Here is a 15,827-nt window from a genome sequence, read left to right as displayed (position 1 = left end):
CTACTTCTTTTGAACGGATTCCCCTTTGGCAGAGACTGTTTTCGCCCCCTGGGACGACCCGACTGAGAAACCGTTGATCCGGTTCCACAACGTGACCAAGCGGTTTGGCGACTTTACCGCCATCGACGACCTGACCCTCGACATCTTTGAGCGCGAGTTCTTTGCCCTGCTGGGCCCTTCGGGTTGTGGCAAGACCACGATGATGCGGATGCTTGCGGGGTTCGAGAACCCGACCGAAGGGGCGATTGAACTGGCCGGGCAGGACATCGCCGGGGTGCCGGCGAACAAGCGGGCGGTGAACATGATGTTCCAATCCTACGCGCTGTTTCCGCATCTGACCGTCTGGGACAACATCGCCTTTGGCCTGCGGCGTGAGAGCAAGGATAAGGCGGCTATCGCGGCCCGCGTGGAAGAGATGCTGAAGCTGACGCGGCTTGAGAAGTTCGCGCGCCGCAAACCGCACCAGATCTCCGGTGGCCAGCGGCAGCGTGTGGCGCTGGCCCGGTCACTGGCGAAGGCGCCGAAGCTGCTGCTGCTGGATGAGCCGCTGGGCGCGCTGGATGCCAAACTGCGCGAGGCGACGCAGTTCGAGCTGATGGATATTCAGGAAAAGACTGGCACCACGTTCGTCATCGTTACCCATGATCAGGAAGAGGCGATGACCGTCGCCAGTCGGGTTGCTGTGATGGACGAGGGGCGCGTGATGCAGGTCGCCACGCCTGAGCGCATCTATGAAGCGCCGGACAGTGTCTATGTTGCGGATTTCATTGGCGACGTTAACCTGCTGCATGGCACAGCGGCGCCGTCTGGTGAAGACACCTACGTCGTCACATGGTCGGCCAATGAGGCCCCTGTCCAGGCGGCAAGCACAAGGTCCTTTTCAACCGGGCAGACCTGTCATCTGGCCATCCGGCCCGAGAAGGTGGCGATCCACAAGGACAAGCCCGAGGCCGACAATGCCGTGCAGGGCAAGGTGCTGGACATTGCCTATCTGGGCAATCTGTCGACCTATCACGTCGAATTGCCGACCGGTGACATTATCAAGGCGCAGGTCGCCAACACGCGCCGCATCTCACGCCGGGATTTCACGTGGGAGGACCCGGTCTGGGTCAGCTGGTCCAAGACCGCCGGGGTCCTGTTGGCGGAATGAGGCGCGCGATCCTCATAGCGGTGCCTTATGCGTGGCTGCTGGCGCTGTTCCTGATCCCGTTCGCGGTGGTCTTCAAAATCTCGCTTTCGGACATCGCGCTGGCCATTCCACCCTATACGCCCACGGCCAAGGACGGCATCTGGAACATGCTGTCGCAACTGGATTTCGAGAATTTCATCTTTCTGACCGAAGATGACCTGTATTGGAAAGCGTATTTGAGCTCTCTGCAGATTGCGCTGATCTCAATGCTGCTGACACTGTTGGTTGGCTATCCGATGGCTTACGCCATGGCCCGCGCGCCGGAGCAGTGGCGGCCCACGCTTCTGATGCTGGTGATCCTGCCATTCTGGACCTCGTTCCTGATCCGCGTTTATGCGTGGGTGGGCATCCTGTCGGGCGAGGGGTTCCTGAACCAGTTCCTGCTCTGGATCGGGATCATTGATGCGCCGCTGACCATTCTGAACACGAACATCGCGGTCTATATCGGCATCGTTTATACCTATCTGCCGTTCATGATACTGCCGATCTATTCAGCTTTGGATCGGCTCGATGGGTCATTGATCGAGGCGGCTGAGGATCTCGGCTGTTCTCGGATCAAGGCGTTCTGGCTCGTCACCATTCCCTTGTCGCGTAACGGTATTATTGCGGGGTGTTTTCTGGTGTTTATCCCGGCGCTCGGCGAGTTTGTGATCCCGTCCCTGTTGGGTGGTTCTGGCACGCTGATGATCGGCAAGGTGCTGTTTGAAGAGTTCTTTTCCAACCGGGATTGGCCGGTGGCGTCGGCGGTGGCCGTCATCCTCCTGCTGATACTGATCATCCCCATCGTGCTGTTCCAGCGCAATGAGCAGAAGCAGGTGGAGGACGGCAAATGAACCGCCTTTCCTCTTTCAATGTTGTTTCCCTGACATTGGGTTTTGTCTTTCTGTATGTGCCGATGCTGATCCTGGTGATCTACAGCTTCAATGCGTCGAAACTGGTCACGGTCTGGGCCGGGTTTTCGACACGGTGGTACGGTGAGCTGCTGTCGAACGAGGCGTTTCTGGATGCGGCTTGGGTGACACTCCGTGTCGCCGTGATTTCGTCAACCATCGCGACGGTTTTGGGCACGATGGCCGCCTACGTGCTGGTGCGCGGTGGGCGGTTCATGGGGCGGACGCTGTTTTCAGGGATGATATACGCGCCGCTGGTGATGCCCGAAGTGATCACGGGCCTGTCGCTTTTGCTGCTGTTCATCGGCCTCGGGCTGGATCGCGGTGTGTTGACGATTGTGTTGGCGCACACGACCTTTTCGATGTGCTTTGTTTCTGTCGTGGTGTCGTCGCGTCTGGTTAGCTTCGACAGGTCGCTTGAGGAGGCTGCCCTTGATCTGGGGGCCTCACCTTGGGACGCCTTTCGGCTTGTTACCCTGCCCATTATTGCGCCCGCCGTGATTTCCGGGTGGCTGCTGGCCTTCACGCTCAGCCTGGATGACCTTGTGATCGCGTCCTTCACCTCGGGGCCATCCGCCACGACCTTGCCGATGAAGATCTGGTCGTCGGTGCGTTTGGGTGTCAGTCCCGAGATCAACGCGCTGAGCACCATCCTAATCGGTCTGGTGACCATCGGTGTGATTGCGGCATCGCTCGCGTCGAAACATGCGGCATTGCGGGCGAAACGGGACGAGCAAGCCGCCGCGCGGGCGGCGTGAAACGTGTCTTTTCCAGCTATGCGTATGGGGACGGGCCGCGCGCGGGCTGCTGGTGGGATGAAACGGTTTCGTTGCCTGACTTTCCATCGCTACAGGGTGATCTGAGCTGCGATGTCGCGATCGTCGGTGCAGGCTTCACCGGTCTGTCCGCTGCGCTGGCCCTCGCACGTGAAGGTGCGCGTGTCGCGGTTCTGGAAGCGTCAACGGTTGGTTGGGGTGCGTCCGGGCGCAACGGAGGATTTTGCTGCCTGGGTGGCAGCATGCGCAGTGATGCGGCACTTGATCACCGCTTTGGTGTGGCCGCCCGGCGCGCGTGGCGGCGGACAGAGCGTGCCGCCGTCGAAGGCGTCGAGCGTCTGGTCGACGAGCTGGCCATTGATGTGGATCGGCATTCCGTTGGCGAGACCTGCCTCGCCCATCGCGCGCGGGATTTCGAGGCGTTGCGCGGGTACAGCGACGCCGTGCGCGAGAACTGTGGTGTGGAGCCTGAGTTACTGTTCGCGTCGGAACTGAAACTGGCCGGGTTTGGCGGCCCGTTCCATGGTGCGCTAACCATCCCGCTTGGATTTGGCCTGAACCCCCGAAAACTGCTGGCCGGTTTGGCGGACGCCTGTATCGCACAGGGTGTGGAGATTTATGAAAATACGCCTGCGACGTCTGTTCAGGCGGGCCAGTTGATGTCCGGGCGCAGCGCCGTTCGTGCGCCGCAGATCATTATCGCAACCAATGGATATTCCAGCGAGGATGTACCGGGCTGGATGGCAGGGCGATACATGCCAGTGCAGTCATCGGTTGTCGTTACGCGCCCTCTCACGTCGTGCGAACTGTCGGACCAGGGCTGGACGACTGATCAGATGGCTTATGATACCCGGCATCTTCTGCGCTATTTCCGGTTGTTGCCGGATCGACGGTTCCTGTTTGGTATGCGCGGAGGACTAAGTGCTTCCCCGGCTGGTGAGCGCGCAGCGCGGGCCGCGGTGGTGCGGGGCTTCAGGCGCATGTTTCCCGCATGGGCGGAAGTGGAGGTGACCCACGGCTGGTCGGGTATGGTTTGCCTGGCGCGGGACAGGGTGCCGTATGTGGGCCATGTGCCTGGTATGCCCGGCGTTCTTGCCGGGTTTGCCTATCATGGAAACGGCGTTGCCATGGGCATTCATTGCGGTGAACTTCTTGCGAAGCTTGCGGGCGGCGGCGCTTTGGATCAGGTCCCTGCCGTTGTCGCGCAGCCCGCGTCGAGGTTTCCGTTTGGCAGGCTGAGGAGGATCATTATGCCCGGCATCTATGCTGCACTAAAGGCAGTTGATGCTCTGCCTTAACTCGGCGCCCGCAAACCGGATACGTTTTGGGCCTGGACCATGTATCCGCTATTGAGCACGAGAAGTGTTGCGCCGTTGTCGATCCTTGCCTCAGTCACGCGATTGTAGGCGAGCGCCGGTTCGGTCAACAGGACCTCACCATTGGCGGCACTTTCGATTTGCAGCGAATACTCACCATGAGGCAGGGCTGTGCCCGCAGATGTGCGTCCGTCCCATTCAAAGGGCTCGGCGCTTAAGGGCAGGCTGCGGCGGACCACTTCTGTGCCCTGGGCATTGGTCACGATCAAGTTCACCTGGTCTGCCGCAATGGGAGGGTTAGGGGAAATCGTCACCGTGGTGCCATCAAACTGAACCGGACCTTGAACCAGCGCGTCCATTCCGATCCAGTTCGCTGCGCTGGCCATGTCGTTCGCGCCGAGTGCCGAAAGCATGTCCTGCATCAGTTCGTTGGTCATGACCTGCTGTTCGACCATTGAGAACTGCGCCAATTGCGCCGCGTATTCCGACGAATCGATTGGTTCGAGCGGGTCCTGATACTCTGCTTGCGCCGTAAGCATTTGCAGGAACACTTCGAAATCCGAGCTTAGAACGCTTGAGGTGGCTGCCGTCCCGAGGTTGTTGGCCTGCGCGGCTGCGGTATTTTGTACTGGATTGATGTCCATGGTTTAGAACCTCATGTCGATGCTGGTGATCACGCCCGTCGGCGCGATCGTTTTTGTGACAGGTGTGTGCTGCGGCGTTGGAGTAGAGTCCGACGGCACAGGGTCGGTTGTGTGATGGCCGTCCTTTGTATGGTCCTCGGCCTCGTCGGATGGGTGTTGGCCGCGCTCGAATGAAAACGAGACGTCGCCATAGCCGAGTTCGCTTAGTGATTTGCCCAAATCGTCCGCATGGCGACGCATCAAGTCGAGCGTATCTCCGCGGTCGGCGGTAATTGTGACAGTTATCCCACTCTCGTGGGTGGCCATCATCATGCGGACGCGCCCGAGTTCCGCAGGCCTGAGTGCGATTTCGATTGGTTTGTCATGTGCGTGCCGCAGCGCGTCCACGACGGTTTGCAGTACTGCGGGTGGCAATTCGGCGCGGTGAAGCTGCGGTGCGGTTGATCCGGGAATGGACGGCGCAAATGGGCGGACGTCCCAAACCATTTCCGTCATGCGTGGCGATGGATCGGGTGACGAAGGCGTCCAGTCCGAAACTGTGCCAATTGGGGTGCTCGACACTTGATAGCCTGTATTCGCTGTGAACACGCCGGGTGTCGGTCTGCTGACATGGGTCGAGGCGGTCTGATCCACCGCGGTTGCTTGCTGTGGCGTGTTTGACAGGCGGACCGGTGAGCTGTGGGCCTCCGCGGGCATTGCGAGCCTGTGTTCCTGCGAGGTTGGCACGTTGCGAAGCTGTTTATCGTTCGAAGCCAGAATGGTTTGAGGATCGGATAGCTTTGGTGCCAACTCAGTTCTACCAGCGCCCGAAGTGACCATGTCCCTACCGGGGGTGTATGGTGTCGAGGTCGTTCCAGCCGTTGGAGACCCCTTGCTATTTTGCTGGCGTCCAACATGAGGTGCTATCAACTCTTCGGTTCGAGGCCCCTGACTTACGTTTGGATTGTTAGCCGCCCTATTTGTACGATCCGTGTTGGCAGCCTGTTTTGTCGTGCGTGACGCATTTAACTCGTCCAGAGGCAAATTTTGCCGTCGCTCAACAGTTTTTGCGGGCAAAGCAATGTCCTGTGCATCGCTGGCCGCCCGTTGAGCGGTGGAGCTTTGAACATGCGTATCATGCGCGGAGGCAGGCGAAGGTGCTTGGGCATTCGCCGTATGGTGCGCCCCATCGGTCTGACCGGAGCGTTGATGGGTCTTGGAAAGACCCTGTATCAAAGCAGAGATAGGCGATGACGTGGCTTCAGAGCGTTGTTTTGGACGCGCATCCACTTCGTTCGCCAGTATCCCGACTTTTGCTGAGCCTCCGGTCTCGGCGGCCACTGCGCGTGGTTCGTCACCCTCGGGAGTGTTCTCAGGTACTATTGTATTGTTTGAACTAAGAGAGGACTCCCGCTGCGGCTGCTCATCACCTTCTGGGGGTGGCGAAGGCGCTGCATCACCCATTTGTTTCTGGGGTTTGGTGGGTGTTTCCGCAGCAACATTCGGCGCGTCACCGGTGGCGATCTCGGCTGCATTGTGTTCTTGATCAGCCGCACCGAAATGGTGCGAGAACTCTCCGCCCTTTTGGTCACGGCCTAAGCGCTGGCCCACGTCAGGAGAGCCGAATGGTGGCATTCTAGAGCCGTCAGTTTGAACGATTTGCACGCAATTCTCCGGGGTTCTTCCGCGTTTGGTGCAAAATGACCCGACCATAGTTACCGCTTCTTTACCGCTGTCGCGCAATCTCAGGAAAACTCGTTCGAATTCTATGGAAAGCGCATGATTACAAACTCGCTACAGACACAGGTCGTCCCAGGACCCGACGCAAGCAACGCATCCCTGAAGAAGGCGGCGCAGAAACTAGAGGCTGCTTTTTTGGCTGAAATGCTGAAATCCGCCGGTCTTGGCGAAAGCCGGGACGCATTTGGCGGTGGTGCCGGAGAGGATCAGTTTTCTTCATTTCTGGTGCAGGCCCAGGCCGAAAAGATGGTCGAAGCCGGTGGCATTGGCCTTGCTGAAGCCCTGTTTCACTCATTGAAGGAACGTAGCAATGGAACATGAACCTATACAGGTTGTCATTGATCAACTCGATGATCTTCTGGATGCGGAACGTACGGCATTGCTTGACGGTGACCTTGATCGGGTTGAACGGCTGTTCGAGCGCAAGACCAGTTTGATTGCCTGCCTTAGCCGGATGAGTGAAGCGGATGCGCAGGACGTTCAGGCCGTGCGTTTAAAGGTGGAGCGCAATCAGGATCTGCTGCAATCGGCAGCGGACGGCATCAAGTCGGTTGCACGGCGCCTGGCTGCGGTTCGCAGAGTACGTGAGTCACTTGAGACCTATGATGCGCGCGGGAAGCGGACCACGGTTGATGTCAAGACTGCGTCGGTATTGGAGAAGCGAGCTTAAAACGTATTGATTCAAATCCACGTTTTTTAGCCGGGTCACTTTAGCAAAGCATTAGGTACTTCAGTCCAAAGGTGGACGCGCACCTGGCAACGGGTGGCGCATGTCCGCAGCAAGGATGTGCATTTGTCAGAAGGGCAGTTTGGCCGTCCCAAGGGGGCGGGACGTTAACCAGGGCGCAAAGCGCCATGACAAAAGGAAATGCACATGTCGAGCATTCTTACGAACAACAGCGCAATGGTTGCGCTGCAAACTCTGAAGTCGATCAACAAAAACCTGGCGATGACCCAGAACGAGATTTCAACCGGTAAGTCGATTTCGACCGCGAAAGACAATTCGGCCGTATGGGCGATTTCGAAGGTCATGGAATCTGATGTCGAGGGCTTCAAAGCTATTTCTGACAGCCTCGCACTGGGTGAAAGTTCCGTCGCCGTCGCTCGCAATGCGTCAGAAACGGTGACTGACCTGCTGACCGACATTAAGGGAAAGATCGTTGCCGCGCAGGAAGACAACGTTGATCGTGGAAAGATCCAGGAAGACATTGTTGCGCTTCGCGATCAGGTCAACTCGGTCGTTTCTGCTGCTCAGTTCAACGGTCTGAATCTGATTGATGGTGCCGGTGGCGGCGCGTCGGTTCTCTCGTCGCTCGATCGTGACGCTTCTGGCGGTGTCACTGCGTCATCTATCGTAATTGCGGAGCAGGATTTGTCTACGGGCGGCTACCTTGTTCGTGCCAACACATTTGCGCTGGATACAGGTGATGCTGCTGCTTTAGGTGACAGCTTTGGTGTGTCTCTCGATGCAACAACTGGTTCGGATACTCTGACCATTTCCTCGGCAAACTTACAAGCTGGTGATCGGCTGTCGCTGCGCTTTGGCGAAGACGAGGTCTCCTACACAGTTAGTGCTGCTGATCTTGCAGCAGCTCCCAATGACCCCGATGCTGTTATTGCAACAGGTTTGAAAGCGGCAATCGAAGCCGGAACTTCTGGAATCACCGTCGCATATGACTCTGGCACTGCCGCAGGTGCTTTGGTAATCACAAACACCAACGCAACATCTGTGGCGTTGTCTGGTCAGGTAACCAATTCTGGCGCAGGTGGTCTTGGTGCACTGTCGGCAATCGACGTGTCTAGCGATGCCGGTGCAACTGCAGCTTTGGGCTCAATTGAAGCGCTGATCGATACTGCAATTGATGCGTCTGCTGCCTTTGGTTCCGTCGAGGGCCGGATTGAAACCCAGTCGGAGTTTATCTCGAAGCTGAGTGACTCGCTGAAGTCTGGTATTGGTGCGATGGTCGACGCAGATATGGAAGAAGTGTCAGCTCGCCTGCAGGCGCTTCAGACGCAACAGCAGCTCGGTGTACAGTCTCTGTCGATTGCCAACCAAGCGCCGCAGACCATCCTGTCGCTGTTCCGCTAAAACTGATGAAGGGGGCGTGCGCAAGCGGCGCCTCCTTCGCCCATTCCAAATGAGCAGGTGAAGCCTTGAATGCGATGTCACAAGCCCTGAAGGGTTACGCAGAACACGCAACGTCAACCAAAGTCGGGCGGCGATCAGAGTACGAAGTGGTTGCAAAGATCACTCAGCAGTTGCGCGATAGCGCTGTTAACGCAAAGACGAACTTCGCTGCTTTCGTCACTGCGCTGCATATGAACCAACGCCTCTGGACCGCTTTGGTGGTGGATGTTTCCGATGAAGCGAATCCGCTTCCGAAGGAGCTGAAAGCCCGCATCATTTACCTTGCCGATTTTACGCGGCATCACACGTCGCGTGTTCTTCGCCACAAGGCTTCAGTCCTGCCTTTGCTCGAAGTTAACATGGCTGTGTTGCGCGGGCTGAAGCAGGAAGGTGGTGCCCAATGAGCGGGTTGATTTTGAAACTGAGCCCCAAAGAACGTGTGCTGATCAACGGCGCCGTTATCGAGAATGGTGATCGCAGAAGCCGCCTTGCAATTATGACACCGAACGCACACATTCTCCGGCTGCGGGATGCTGTGCATCCTGAAGATGCAAAAACACCCGTGAAGCGCGTGTGCTACGCCGTTCAGCTTGTATTGTCCGGTGACACCGACAAAGAGGAAGCAAATTATCCTCTGTTAAGGAACATCGAAGAACTTAGTCAGGTCTTTGTTGACGCCGACAGCCGCAAGCATCTGGATATTGCATCACACGCGCTGGTGAGTGGGGACCACTACCGATGCCTCAAGGCACTTCGCGCGTTGATGCCGCGGGAGGAGCGGCTGCTGGCCGCCAGCCAATAGACATGTACCAGCCCGTTCTTGTCTCATCCGGTCTCGTCGGCTGGCAGTTCCTTCAGCGCACATATGATCAGCAGCTTGCGACGTTCAGCCAGTCCACTCAGGTGAAACGCGATACTGACCACTTCATAGCGAAGATCGGTTCGATCAATTCTGCCGAAGAACTGGTGTCGGATCGACAAGTCCTGAGTGTAGCATTGGGCGCTTTCGGGTTGTCTGATGACATCAACAACCGCTTCTTCATCCAAAAGATGCTTGAGGAAGGCACGACTGCAGATGATGCGCTGGCGAACAGGTTTTCTGATAGTCGATATCGCGATTTTTCGGCTGCCTTTGGGTTGGGCCCCAACGAAATCCCAGGCAGTCTTCGCCCAGGCTTTGCTGAGGAAATTGTTTCAAGGTTTCAGGCAAGCAGCTTTGAGATAGAAACCGGTAACCAAGATGAAAGCATGCGCATTGCACTCTACGCCGAACGTACGTTGCCTGATGTCGTCCAAAGCGAAGGATCAGATGCCTCAAAATGGTTCAGCATCATGGGCCAACCGCCCCTGCGCAGCCTCTTTGAAACTGCACTTGGATTGCCGGAGGCCTTTGGGCAGGTAGATATCGACCAGCAACTCTTGGTCTTTCAAGACAGGGCCGAGCGCATTCTGGGTGTATCGGACCCAGCCCAATTGGCAGATGAAGAAACACTGGATCGTTTGATCAACACCTATTTTGCGCGAGCCCAAATTGAGCAGATCGGGGGTGGCGCCTCTGGTGCGGCCATAGCGCTGACTTTGCTGAGCGGCTAAAGCGTCGCCGCGTCTGAAACGCGATTGCTGATCATCGGTTTTGGTGCCGTAGATAAAGCCATGTCGATCTAGCGTGACGCCTGTCGATCTTTCTCATAGCTGATCCCGCTTCGTCGTAATGCGAGGCTGAGCTTATCGAAGCTGTGATTGCAATCGCTTTCATGAGTATGCGACATCGCTTTTTCTATGTGCGGCAATGCCTTTATGGCAGCGTCGATGTCCGGATCAGCGCCTGCGGTGTACAAGCCCGCATTGATCATCATCTTGTTCTGCTCAAATGCGCTGAGCAATTTTCGGACCTGGGCGATTGTCACGTTTTCGGCGTTCGTTGCGGCGGCAGGCAGACTTCTTGATACCGAACGCAACACGTCCACGGCTGGAAAGCGACCACGCTCAGCGATTTCGCGATCAAGTACGATATGCCCGTCCAATACACCTCTCAAAATATCCGCAATTGGTTCCTCCATATCAGAACCTGCGACCAGAACGCTCAAAACGGCTGTGATGTCACCTTGATCTGGACCGCCGGGCCCGGCGCGCTCACATAGCGACATGATTAAATGCGACGTTGAGGCAGGAAAGCCGCGCAGGACGGGCGCTTCACCTGCAGCGCTTGCGACTTCGCGATGTGCCTCGGCAAAACGTGTGATTGAATCAGCGAGAAACAGAACAGACAGCCCTTCGTCTCTGAAATGCTCGGCCACAGCCATAGCTGTCCAGGCGCATCGACGGCGCACCAGCGGCGATTGATCGGATGTCGCCGCCACGACAACCGTCTTTTCCATCCCGTCCGGGCCCAAAACTTCGTCGACAAAGTGACGTACTTCGCGCCCACGCTCGCCGATCATCGCGATGACCACGACATCTGCCGACATTCGCTTTGCCAATTGCCCCATTAGGCTGGATTTCCCCACGCCAGATCCTGCGAATAGCCCCACCCGTTGCCCCTGAACAATGGGCAACATCGTGTCGAAGACCACGTGTCCAGTGTCCATACGTTTTCCCAACGGGCGCCGGGTCGCAGCGGAGGGTGGCTGGTTCTTGATGGCGCGCGAGCCGGGCCCCCTACTGAGCGCGTGGCCATCAAGCGGCTCGCCGTTCGGATCTACAATGCGGCCCAGCCATGTTTTGTTTGGTGCAATCTTGTTTTGAGTGTCGACGACAACGCGATCGTTCAATGCGACGCCATCAAATGGGCCGTCCGGTACAATCATTGCATCCGATTGTGAAAGCTGAACAATCTCGGCTGGCAGTACATCGCCTGACGTTCGTGTGATTAACACGCGATCCCCAATTCTGCTAACGTTTGCAAGGCCCGACACACTCAATACATTGCCGTGTGTTCCGCTGATCCGACCAACTGTGCGAGCAATTTGGATTTCGGAAAGCTGAGCTTGCAACATTTGCAATCGCATGGCGTGGCGCATCGCATCCTCCTGATATCTGCAAACAGTTTTTTAGGGAATCACAGTTAAGCGTTGATTGAAATTCACGAGGGAGAAGCCCCGATGTTTCAGAACCTGACAGTTTTTAAGACTGCGCATGCTATGGCGGTGCACGCGGGTCAAAAACAGGCTGTCGTCGCGCAAAATGTCGCAAATGCCGATACGCCTGGATACATTGCGCGCGATATTACCAGCTTTGCAGAGACATATGCGCCGACATCGCAGGGCGCATTTTCACAGCGCGCCACTCGTCTCAATCACATTCACGGCAGCGCGGTTGGAGACGTGCGTGCGCTTGTCGAAGAAGACAAGACATTTGCCGCACCCGACGGCAACAGCGTTTCGATTGAGACGGAAATGTTGCGCGCGACAGACGCCAAACGTCAGCACGACCGTTCCCTGGCCATCTACAAAAGCACGCTGACCATTTTGCGCGCCAGCCTGGGCCGCCAGTAGGAGCGTCAACATGAACGAATTCGCGAAATCACTCTCTGTGTCGGCCAGTGGGCTGAAAGCGCAGTCTTCACGCCTACGGCATTTGTCAGAAAACATCTCGAATGCGGATACGCCTGGGTACAAACGTAAGACCATACCTTTTCGCGCGGAATTTGACTCCGGTCGCGGTGTCACCACGGTGCAGGTCGGTCGTATGTCATTGGATGATCGCCCCTTGCCTCGCGTCTATGACCCGTCCCATCCCATGGCGGATCAGAGTGGGCACTACGAAGGATCCAATGTCGATCTGATGATTGAATTGGCGGACGCCAGGGAAGCTCAGCGGAGCTACGAGGCGAACCTGAAAATGTTTGAGCAGGCAAGGCAAATGTCCTCAAGCCTCATGCAACTATTGCGCCGCTGATCGCGCGCTTCAAAGGAGATCCAGAATGGAAATCGGAACAGTATCTGCCGCCCAGAACTACGCTGCCTTGCGGCCGGCAACCCAGCCAAGCGGTCGCGAAAGCGGCAGCTTGTTTGGTCAGGTCGCAATGGATTTTGCCCAGACCCTGGCGACGGGGGAGCAAGTGGCGAAGGATGCCATGGTCGGCAAAGCTGATCCGCATTCGCTGGTTCAAGCACTGGCTCAAACAGAGCTGGCTGTCGAAACTGCGGTCACGGTTCGCAATAAGGTGGTTGAAGCATATCAGGAAATTCTCCGGATGCCGGTCTGATATGCTCAACGAGGTCATCTTTTTTGACACCTTGCGACAAGGGCTTTGGATCGCTGTGCTGGTTTCGGCGCCAATCCTTGTTGTTGCTCTGGTCGCGGGTGTTTCCATCGGATTGGTGCAGGCGCTGACCTCGATTCAGGAAATGACGCTGACTTTTGTTCCAAAGCTGGCCGCCATCGTCCTCGTGTTCTGGGTGACCATGGGCTTCATGACGCAAACACTCGTTTCCTTTTTCCAAAGTCAGATCATCCCGCTCGTGATCGGAGGATAAGATGGACAGCACAGGATACATCGCACTGACCCGTCAATCCGGTCTCATGCGTGAAATGCAAATTGTCGCCAACAATATCGCTAACAGCGCGACGACCGGGTACCGGCAGGAAGGCTTGGTTTTCTCCGAGTATATTCAGGGCATCCAGGGCGGCCCATCGCTCTCAATGGGCCATGGGAGTGTGCGCCACACATCATTCGTTCAGGGGACTTTAACGCAAACAGGCGGGAGCTTTGATTTTGCGATTGAGGGCGATGGCTTCTTTCTGATCCAGACGCCAGATGGTGAACGAGCAACCCGCGCGGGCAGCTTTTCCCCGAACGCGCAGGGCGATCTGGTTACCCCGGACGGCCATGCTGTTCTGGATGCTGGTGGTGCGCCTGTTTTCGTGCCGCCCGATGCGCGGTCGCTTTCGGTTTCGCCAGATGGGTCTATCAGTGCTGACGGCCAGTTTGCCGGACAAATCGGCCTTGTTCAGCCCGTAGACCCTACAACTCTCACACGTGAGGGCGGCGTCATGTTTCGCGCCGACGCAGGATTTGAGCCGTCTGAAACCGCGCGAATGCTGCAGGGTTTTGTCGAAGAATCCAATGTTGACCCGATTGGTCAGCTTGCGCGGATGATCGAAATTCAGCGCGCTTATGAGATGGGTCAGAATTTTCTCAATTCCGAAGATGAGCGTGTTCGGCGCGCCATGGATGCAATGTTGAAGTCAAGCTAAGGAGACGCAGATGCGCGCCCTGAAAATCGCGGCTACGGGCATGTTGGCCCAACAAATGCGGGTTGAGACGATCTCGAACAACCTCGCGAACATGAGCACAACCGGGTACAATGCGCGCCGCGCGGAGTTTGCCGACCTGCACTATCAACAGATGACGCGCCCGGGTGCCATAAACGCCTCGGATGGAACTGTGCTGCCAACCGGTGTGCAGCTCGGTCTTGGCGTGCGTCCGGCGGCAGTCTCTGTGCACTTGGCGCAAGGGTCTCTGGCCGCGACAAACGGTGATTTGGATGTTGCGATTGACGGTAATGGTTACCTGGAAGTGACGCTACCATCTGGTCAAACCGGATACACACGGGATGGCGCGCTCAAGCGCACTGGTGAAGGTCTGATCGTGACATCGGATGGATACCCGGTGTCTCCCGAAATCGTCATCCCGGAGGACGCGCGCAGCGTTTCGATCAATGGGGACGGAGAGGTTTACGCGTATTTTGCTGAAACCGCAGCAGGGCAGCTAATCGGACAGTTCAACTTGACGGGCTTTGCAAACCCAAAAGGGCTTGAGGCGCTCGGCAGCAATCTGTTTGCGGAAACGGATGCGTCCGGTCCGCCGATTGTTACGACGCCTGGCCTGGATGGTTTGGGCACGTTGCGACAGGGCTATCTCGAAGAAAGTTCGGTCGATGCCGTCCGCGAAATCACGGATTTGATTGCTGCTCAGCGCGGCTACGAAATGAACTCAAAAGTGATTTCGGCGGCCGATCAAATGATGGGTGCGATGACGCAGGTTCGGTGATGCGGTGGATTGCGATACTCTGTGTGACAGCCAATATGGCCTACGCCGACATGGTGACGCCCACGCGGACGCTACGCCCTGGTACTGTCATCACAGCACAGGATCTCGTGTTGCGTGATGTGGAATTGTCGGGTGCATTTGATCGTTTGTCTGATGTTGTAGGCCAGGAGGCGCGCATCGCGCTATATGCTGGCCGCCCGATCCCATTCGATGCCGTTGGCCCGCCCGCGATAATCAATCGCAATCAAATCGTGCCGCTCTTTTTCAACGTAGGGACGCTATCGATTTCAACGGATGGTCGCGCGTTGGAGCGGGGTGGCATTGGTGACCGCGTTCGGGTCATGAACCTTAGTTCGCGCGCAACCCTCTTTGGCTTCGTACAAGAAGACGGCTCAATCAAGGTGACCAGATGACTATGTCAAATTTCAAGATTTCCGTACGTACATTCGCATCTTTCACTGTCCTTGGCGTGGCTGTTGCATGTGGGCGGGGTGATCATTTGGGCAAAGCACCGAGCTTTTCAAACCCGTTGGAGACGCGCGAACACACGGCGATGGTTGGAGCGACACTGCCCCTCGCGATCGAGGAGGCGGGACCGACAGATCGCGCTTCGCTTTGGAGTGGTCAGCGGTCTTCCCTGTTGGGAGATCGGCGTGCGATGCAACGCGGAGACATCATGACCGTGGTGATCGAGATTGATGAGAGCGCAGAAATCTCAAATGAAACGGATAGGTCACGTAGTGGTACTGAAAGCTTACAAGTGCCCCAACTTGGCGGCCTGCCGCAGCGGCTTGATGAAAAACTGCCCGCAGGGGCGTCCGCATCCGATCTGGTGTCCATCACGTCAAGTTCCGGTTCGAGCGGAGATGGTTCTGTCAAACGCGAGGAAAAACTGACTTTGCGGGTCGCGGCAACTGTCATTGACGTGCTGCCAAATGGCATCCTCTCGATTTCAGGCTCTCAGGAGCTGCGTGTGAATTTTGAAATGAGGGAGCTGCTTGTCTCAGGCTATGTCCGGCCGGAAGACATCTCGCGCCAGAATGAGATCACCTACGATAAGATTGCGCAGGCGCGTGTGTCCTACGGAGGCCGCGGACAGATCACAGATGTGCAACAGCCACGGATCGGCCAACAGGTTCTTGATGCAATCCTGCCCTTCTAGGAGATTAT

The 15,827-nt window shown here is 56.9% G+C and carries 21 protein-coding genes; 18 read left to right on the top strand and 3 right to left on the bottom strand.

What is annotated here, in order from left to right:
* Positions 1-25 precede the first annotated feature (25 nt).
* From RA29_RS08250 to RA29_RS08235, 4 genes are read left to right on the top strand one after another with little or no spacing between them, the layout of a single operon-like run.
* Positions 26-1,150 carry an ABC transporter ATP-binding protein gene (locus RA29_RS08250; RefSeq protein ID WP_039684839.1) on the top strand — a complete coding sequence of 375 codons (1,125 nt, stop codon included), beginning with the start codon at positions 26-28 and terminating at the stop codon, positions 1,148-1,150.
* The gene (locus RA29_RS08245; protein ID WP_039684838.1) at positions 1,147-2,022 is read left to right on the top strand and encodes an ABC transporter permease subunit; all 876 of its coding nucleotides are present in this window, start codon (positions 1,147-1,149) and stop codon (positions 2,020-2,022) included. The genes RA29_RS08250 and RA29_RS08245 overlap by 4 nt, the downstream gene beginning before the upstream one ends.
* Positions 2,019-2,837, top strand: a complete 819-nt coding sequence (locus RA29_RS08240) for an ABC transporter permease subunit (RefSeq protein ID WP_039684836.1) — start codon at positions 2,019-2,021, stop codon at positions 2,835-2,837. Before RA29_RS08245 ends, RA29_RS08240 begins: the two co-directional genes overlap by 4 nt.
* A complete protein-coding gene (locus tag RA29_RS08235) occupies positions 2,834-4,153 on the top strand; it encodes an FAD-dependent oxidoreductase (RefSeq protein WP_039684834.1) in 1,320 nt (439 codons plus the stop codon). The genes RA29_RS08240 and RA29_RS08235 overlap by 4 nt, the downstream gene beginning before the upstream one ends.
* On the opposite strand, the gene RA29_RS08230 is transcribed toward RA29_RS08235, so the two are convergent.
* On the bottom strand, positions 4,150-4,815 hold the full coding sequence (locus RA29_RS08230; protein ID WP_039684832.1) for a flagellar hook capping FlgD N-terminal domain-containing protein: 666 nt from the start codon (positions 4,813-4,815) through the stop codon (positions 4,150-4,152). The two genes, RA29_RS08235 and RA29_RS08230, sit on opposite strands and share 4 nt — an antisense overlap.
* A gap of 3 nt (positions 4,816-4,818) precedes the next feature.
* A complete protein-coding gene (locus RA29_RS23190; RefSeq protein WP_193743496.1) occupies positions 4,819-5,511 on the bottom strand; it encodes a flagellar hook-length control protein FliK in 693 nt (230 codons plus the stop codon).
* Positions 5,512-6,573: 1,062 nt separating this feature from the next.
* Here RA29_RS23190 and RA29_RS08220 point away from each other — a divergent pair.
* From RA29_RS08220 to RA29_RS08195, 6 genes are all read left to right on the top strand, one after another.
* A complete protein-coding gene (locus RA29_RS08220; protein WP_039684831.1) occupies positions 6,574-6,855 on the top strand; it encodes a rod-binding protein in 282 nt (93 codons plus the stop codon).
* Complete coding sequence (locus RA29_RS08215; protein ID WP_039684829.1) at positions 6,845-7,204, top strand: hypothetical protein; 360 nt, start codon at positions 6,845-6,847, stop codon at positions 7,202-7,204. Before RA29_RS08220 ends, RA29_RS08215 begins: the two co-directional genes overlap by 11 nt.
* A gap of 204 nt (positions 7,205-7,408) precedes the next feature.
* Positions 7,409-8,623 carry a flagellin gene (locus tag RA29_RS08210; protein WP_039685859.1) on the top strand — a complete coding sequence of 405 codons (1,215 nt, stop codon included), beginning with the start codon at positions 7,409-7,411 and terminating at the stop codon, positions 8,621-8,623.
* Between the two features lie 74 nt (positions 8,624-8,697).
* Positions 8,698-9,066 carry a flagellar biosynthesis regulator FlaF gene (gene flaF / locus RA29_RS08205; RefSeq protein WP_052249548.1) on the top strand — a complete coding sequence of 123 codons (369 nt, stop codon included), beginning with the start codon at positions 8,698-8,700 and terminating at the stop codon, positions 9,064-9,066.
* Positions 9,063-9,464, top strand: a complete 402-nt coding sequence (flbT, locus tag RA29_RS08200) for a flagellar biosynthesis repressor FlbT (RefSeq protein WP_039684825.1) — start codon at positions 9,063-9,065, stop codon at positions 9,462-9,464. The genes flaF and flbT overlap by 4 nt, the downstream gene beginning before the upstream one ends.
* 2 nt (positions 9,465-9,466) lie before the next feature.
* Positions 9,467-10,255 (top strand): DUF1217 domain-containing protein, encoded by a 789-nt coding sequence (locus RA29_RS08195; protein WP_039684823.1) that lies wholly within the window; start codon positions 9,467-9,469, stop codon positions 10,253-10,255.
* 68 nt (positions 10,256-10,323) lie between these two features.
* On the opposite strand, the gene RA29_RS08190 is transcribed toward RA29_RS08195, so the two are convergent.
* A complete protein-coding gene (locus RA29_RS08190) occupies positions 10,324-11,682 on the bottom strand; it encodes a FliI/YscN family ATPase (protein ID WP_039684821.1) in 1,359 nt (452 codons plus the stop codon).
* 81 nt (positions 11,683-11,763) lie between these two features.
* Here RA29_RS08190 and RA29_RS08185 point away from each other — a divergent pair, with 81 nt between their 5' ends.
* From RA29_RS08185 to flgH, 8 genes are read left to right on the top strand one after another with little or no spacing between them, the layout of a single operon-like run.
* Entirely contained in the window at positions 11,764-12,156 is a 393-nt protein-coding gene (locus RA29_RS08185) for a FlgB family protein (RefSeq protein WP_039685857.1), read from the top strand.
* A gap of 10 nt (positions 12,157-12,166) precedes the next feature.
* Positions 12,167-12,559, top strand: coding sequence for a flagellar basal body rod protein FlgC (gene flgC, locus RA29_RS08180; protein WP_039684819.1), 393 nt, complete (start codon positions 12,167-12,169; stop codon positions 12,557-12,559).
* 25 nt (positions 12,560-12,584) lie between these two features.
* Entirely contained in the window at positions 12,585-12,869 is a 285-nt protein-coding gene (fliE, locus tag RA29_RS08175; RefSeq protein WP_039684817.1) for a flagellar hook-basal body complex protein FliE, read from the top strand.
* A gap of 1 nt (position 12,870) precedes the next feature.
* Complete coding sequence (locus RA29_RS08170; RefSeq protein ID WP_039684816.1) at positions 12,871-13,140, top strand: flagellar biosynthetic protein FliQ; 270 nt, start codon at positions 12,871-12,873, stop codon at positions 13,138-13,140.
* A gap of 1 nt (position 13,141) precedes the next feature.
* Positions 13,142-13,861 carry a flagellar hook-basal body complex protein gene (locus RA29_RS08165; protein WP_039684814.1) on the top strand — a complete coding sequence of 240 codons (720 nt, stop codon included), beginning with the start codon at positions 13,142-13,144 and terminating at the stop codon, positions 13,859-13,861.
* 10 nt (positions 13,862-13,871) lie between these two features.
* The gene (gene flgG, locus RA29_RS08160; protein ID WP_039684811.1) at positions 13,872-14,657 is read left to right on the top strand and encodes a flagellar basal-body rod protein FlgG; all 786 of its coding nucleotides are present in this window, start codon (positions 13,872-13,874) and stop codon (positions 14,655-14,657) included.
* Between the two features lie 35 nt (positions 14,658-14,692).
* A complete protein-coding gene (gene flgA, locus RA29_RS08155) occupies positions 14,693-15,070 on the top strand; it encodes a flagellar basal body P-ring formation chaperone FlgA (protein ID WP_241462573.1) in 378 nt (125 codons plus the stop codon).
* A gap of 2 nt (positions 15,071-15,072) precedes the next feature.
* Entirely contained in the window at positions 15,073-15,819 is a 747-nt protein-coding gene (gene flgH / locus RA29_RS08150) for a flagellar basal body L-ring protein FlgH (RefSeq protein WP_082029486.1), read from the top strand.
* Positions 15,820-15,827 lie beyond the last annotated feature (8 nt).

The sequence above is a fragment of the Tateyamaria sp. ANG-S1 genome (assembly GCF_000814025.1).
GTDB lineage: Bacteria > Pseudomonadota > Alphaproteobacteria > Rhodobacterales > Rhodobacteraceae > Tateyamaria.
Note: the sequence above shows the minus strand (reverse complement) of the source record. Positions and strands in the feature narration are given on the sequence as shown.

Bases quoted from the DNA above. Each gene is read 5' to 3' on its own strand.
- RA29_RS08245 (WP_039684838.1), top strand. From the start codon at position 1,147: ATGAGGCGCGCGATCCTCATAGCGGTGCCTTATGCGTGGCTGCTGGCG.
- RA29_RS08240 (WP_039684836.1), top strand. From the start codon at position 2,019: ATGAACCGCCTTTCCTCTTTCAATGTTGTTTCCCTGACATTGGGTTTT.
- RA29_RS08230 (WP_039684832.1), bottom strand. From the start codon at position 4,815: ATGGACATCAATCCAGTACAAAATACCGCAGCCGCGCAGGCCAACAAC.
- RA29_RS23190 (WP_193743496.1), bottom strand. From the start codon at position 5,511: ATGCCCGCGGAGGCCCACAGCTCACCGGTCCGCCTGTCAAACACGCCA.
- RA29_RS08220 (WP_039684831.1), top strand. From the start codon at position 6,574: ATGATTACAAACTCGCTACAGACACAGGTCGTCCCAGGACCCGACGCA.
- RA29_RS08215 (WP_039684829.1), top strand. From the start codon at position 6,845: ATGGAACATGAACCTATACAGGTTGTCATTGATCAACTCGATGATCTT.
- RA29_RS08210 (WP_039685859.1), top strand. From the start codon at position 7,409: ATGTCGAGCATTCTTACGAACAACAGCGCAATGGTTGCGCTGCAAACT.
- flaF (WP_052249548.1), top strand. From the start codon at position 8,698: ATGTCACAAGCCCTGAAGGGTTACGCAGAACACGCAACGTCAACCAAA.
- flbT (WP_039684825.1), top strand. From the start codon at position 9,063: ATGAGCGGGTTGATTTTGAAACTGAGCCCCAAAGAACGTGTGCTGATC.
- RA29_RS08195 (WP_039684823.1), top strand. From the start codon at position 9,467: ATGTACCAGCCCGTTCTTGTCTCATCCGGTCTCGTCGGCTGGCAGTTC.
- RA29_RS08190 (WP_039684821.1), bottom strand. From the start codon at position 11,682: ATGCGCCACGCCATGCGATTGCAAATGTTGCAAGCTCAGCTTTCCGAA.
- RA29_RS08185 (WP_039685857.1), top strand. From the start codon at position 11,764: ATGTTTCAGAACCTGACAGTTTTTAAGACTGCGCATGCTATGGCGGTG.
- flgC (WP_039684819.1), top strand. From the start codon at position 12,167: ATGAACGAATTCGCGAAATCACTCTCTGTGTCGGCCAGTGGGCTGAAA.
- fliE (WP_039684817.1), top strand. From the start codon at position 12,585: ATGGAAATCGGAACAGTATCTGCCGCCCAGAACTACGCTGCCTTGCGG.
- RA29_RS08170 (WP_039684816.1), top strand. From the start codon at position 12,871: ATGCTCAACGAGGTCATCTTTTTTGACACCTTGCGACAAGGGCTTTGG.
- RA29_RS08165 (WP_039684814.1), top strand. From the start codon at position 13,142: ATGGACAGCACAGGATACATCGCACTGACCCGTCAATCCGGTCTCATG.
- flgG (WP_039684811.1), top strand. From the start codon at position 13,872: ATGCGCGCCCTGAAAATCGCGGCTACGGGCATGTTGGCCCAACAAATG.
- flgA (WP_241462573.1), top strand. From the start codon at position 14,693: ATGGCCTACGCCGACATGGTGACGCCCACGCGGACGCTACGCCCTGGT.
- flgH (WP_082029486.1), top strand. From the start codon at position 15,073: ATGTCAAATTTCAAGATTTCCGTACGTACATTCGCATCTTTCACTGTC.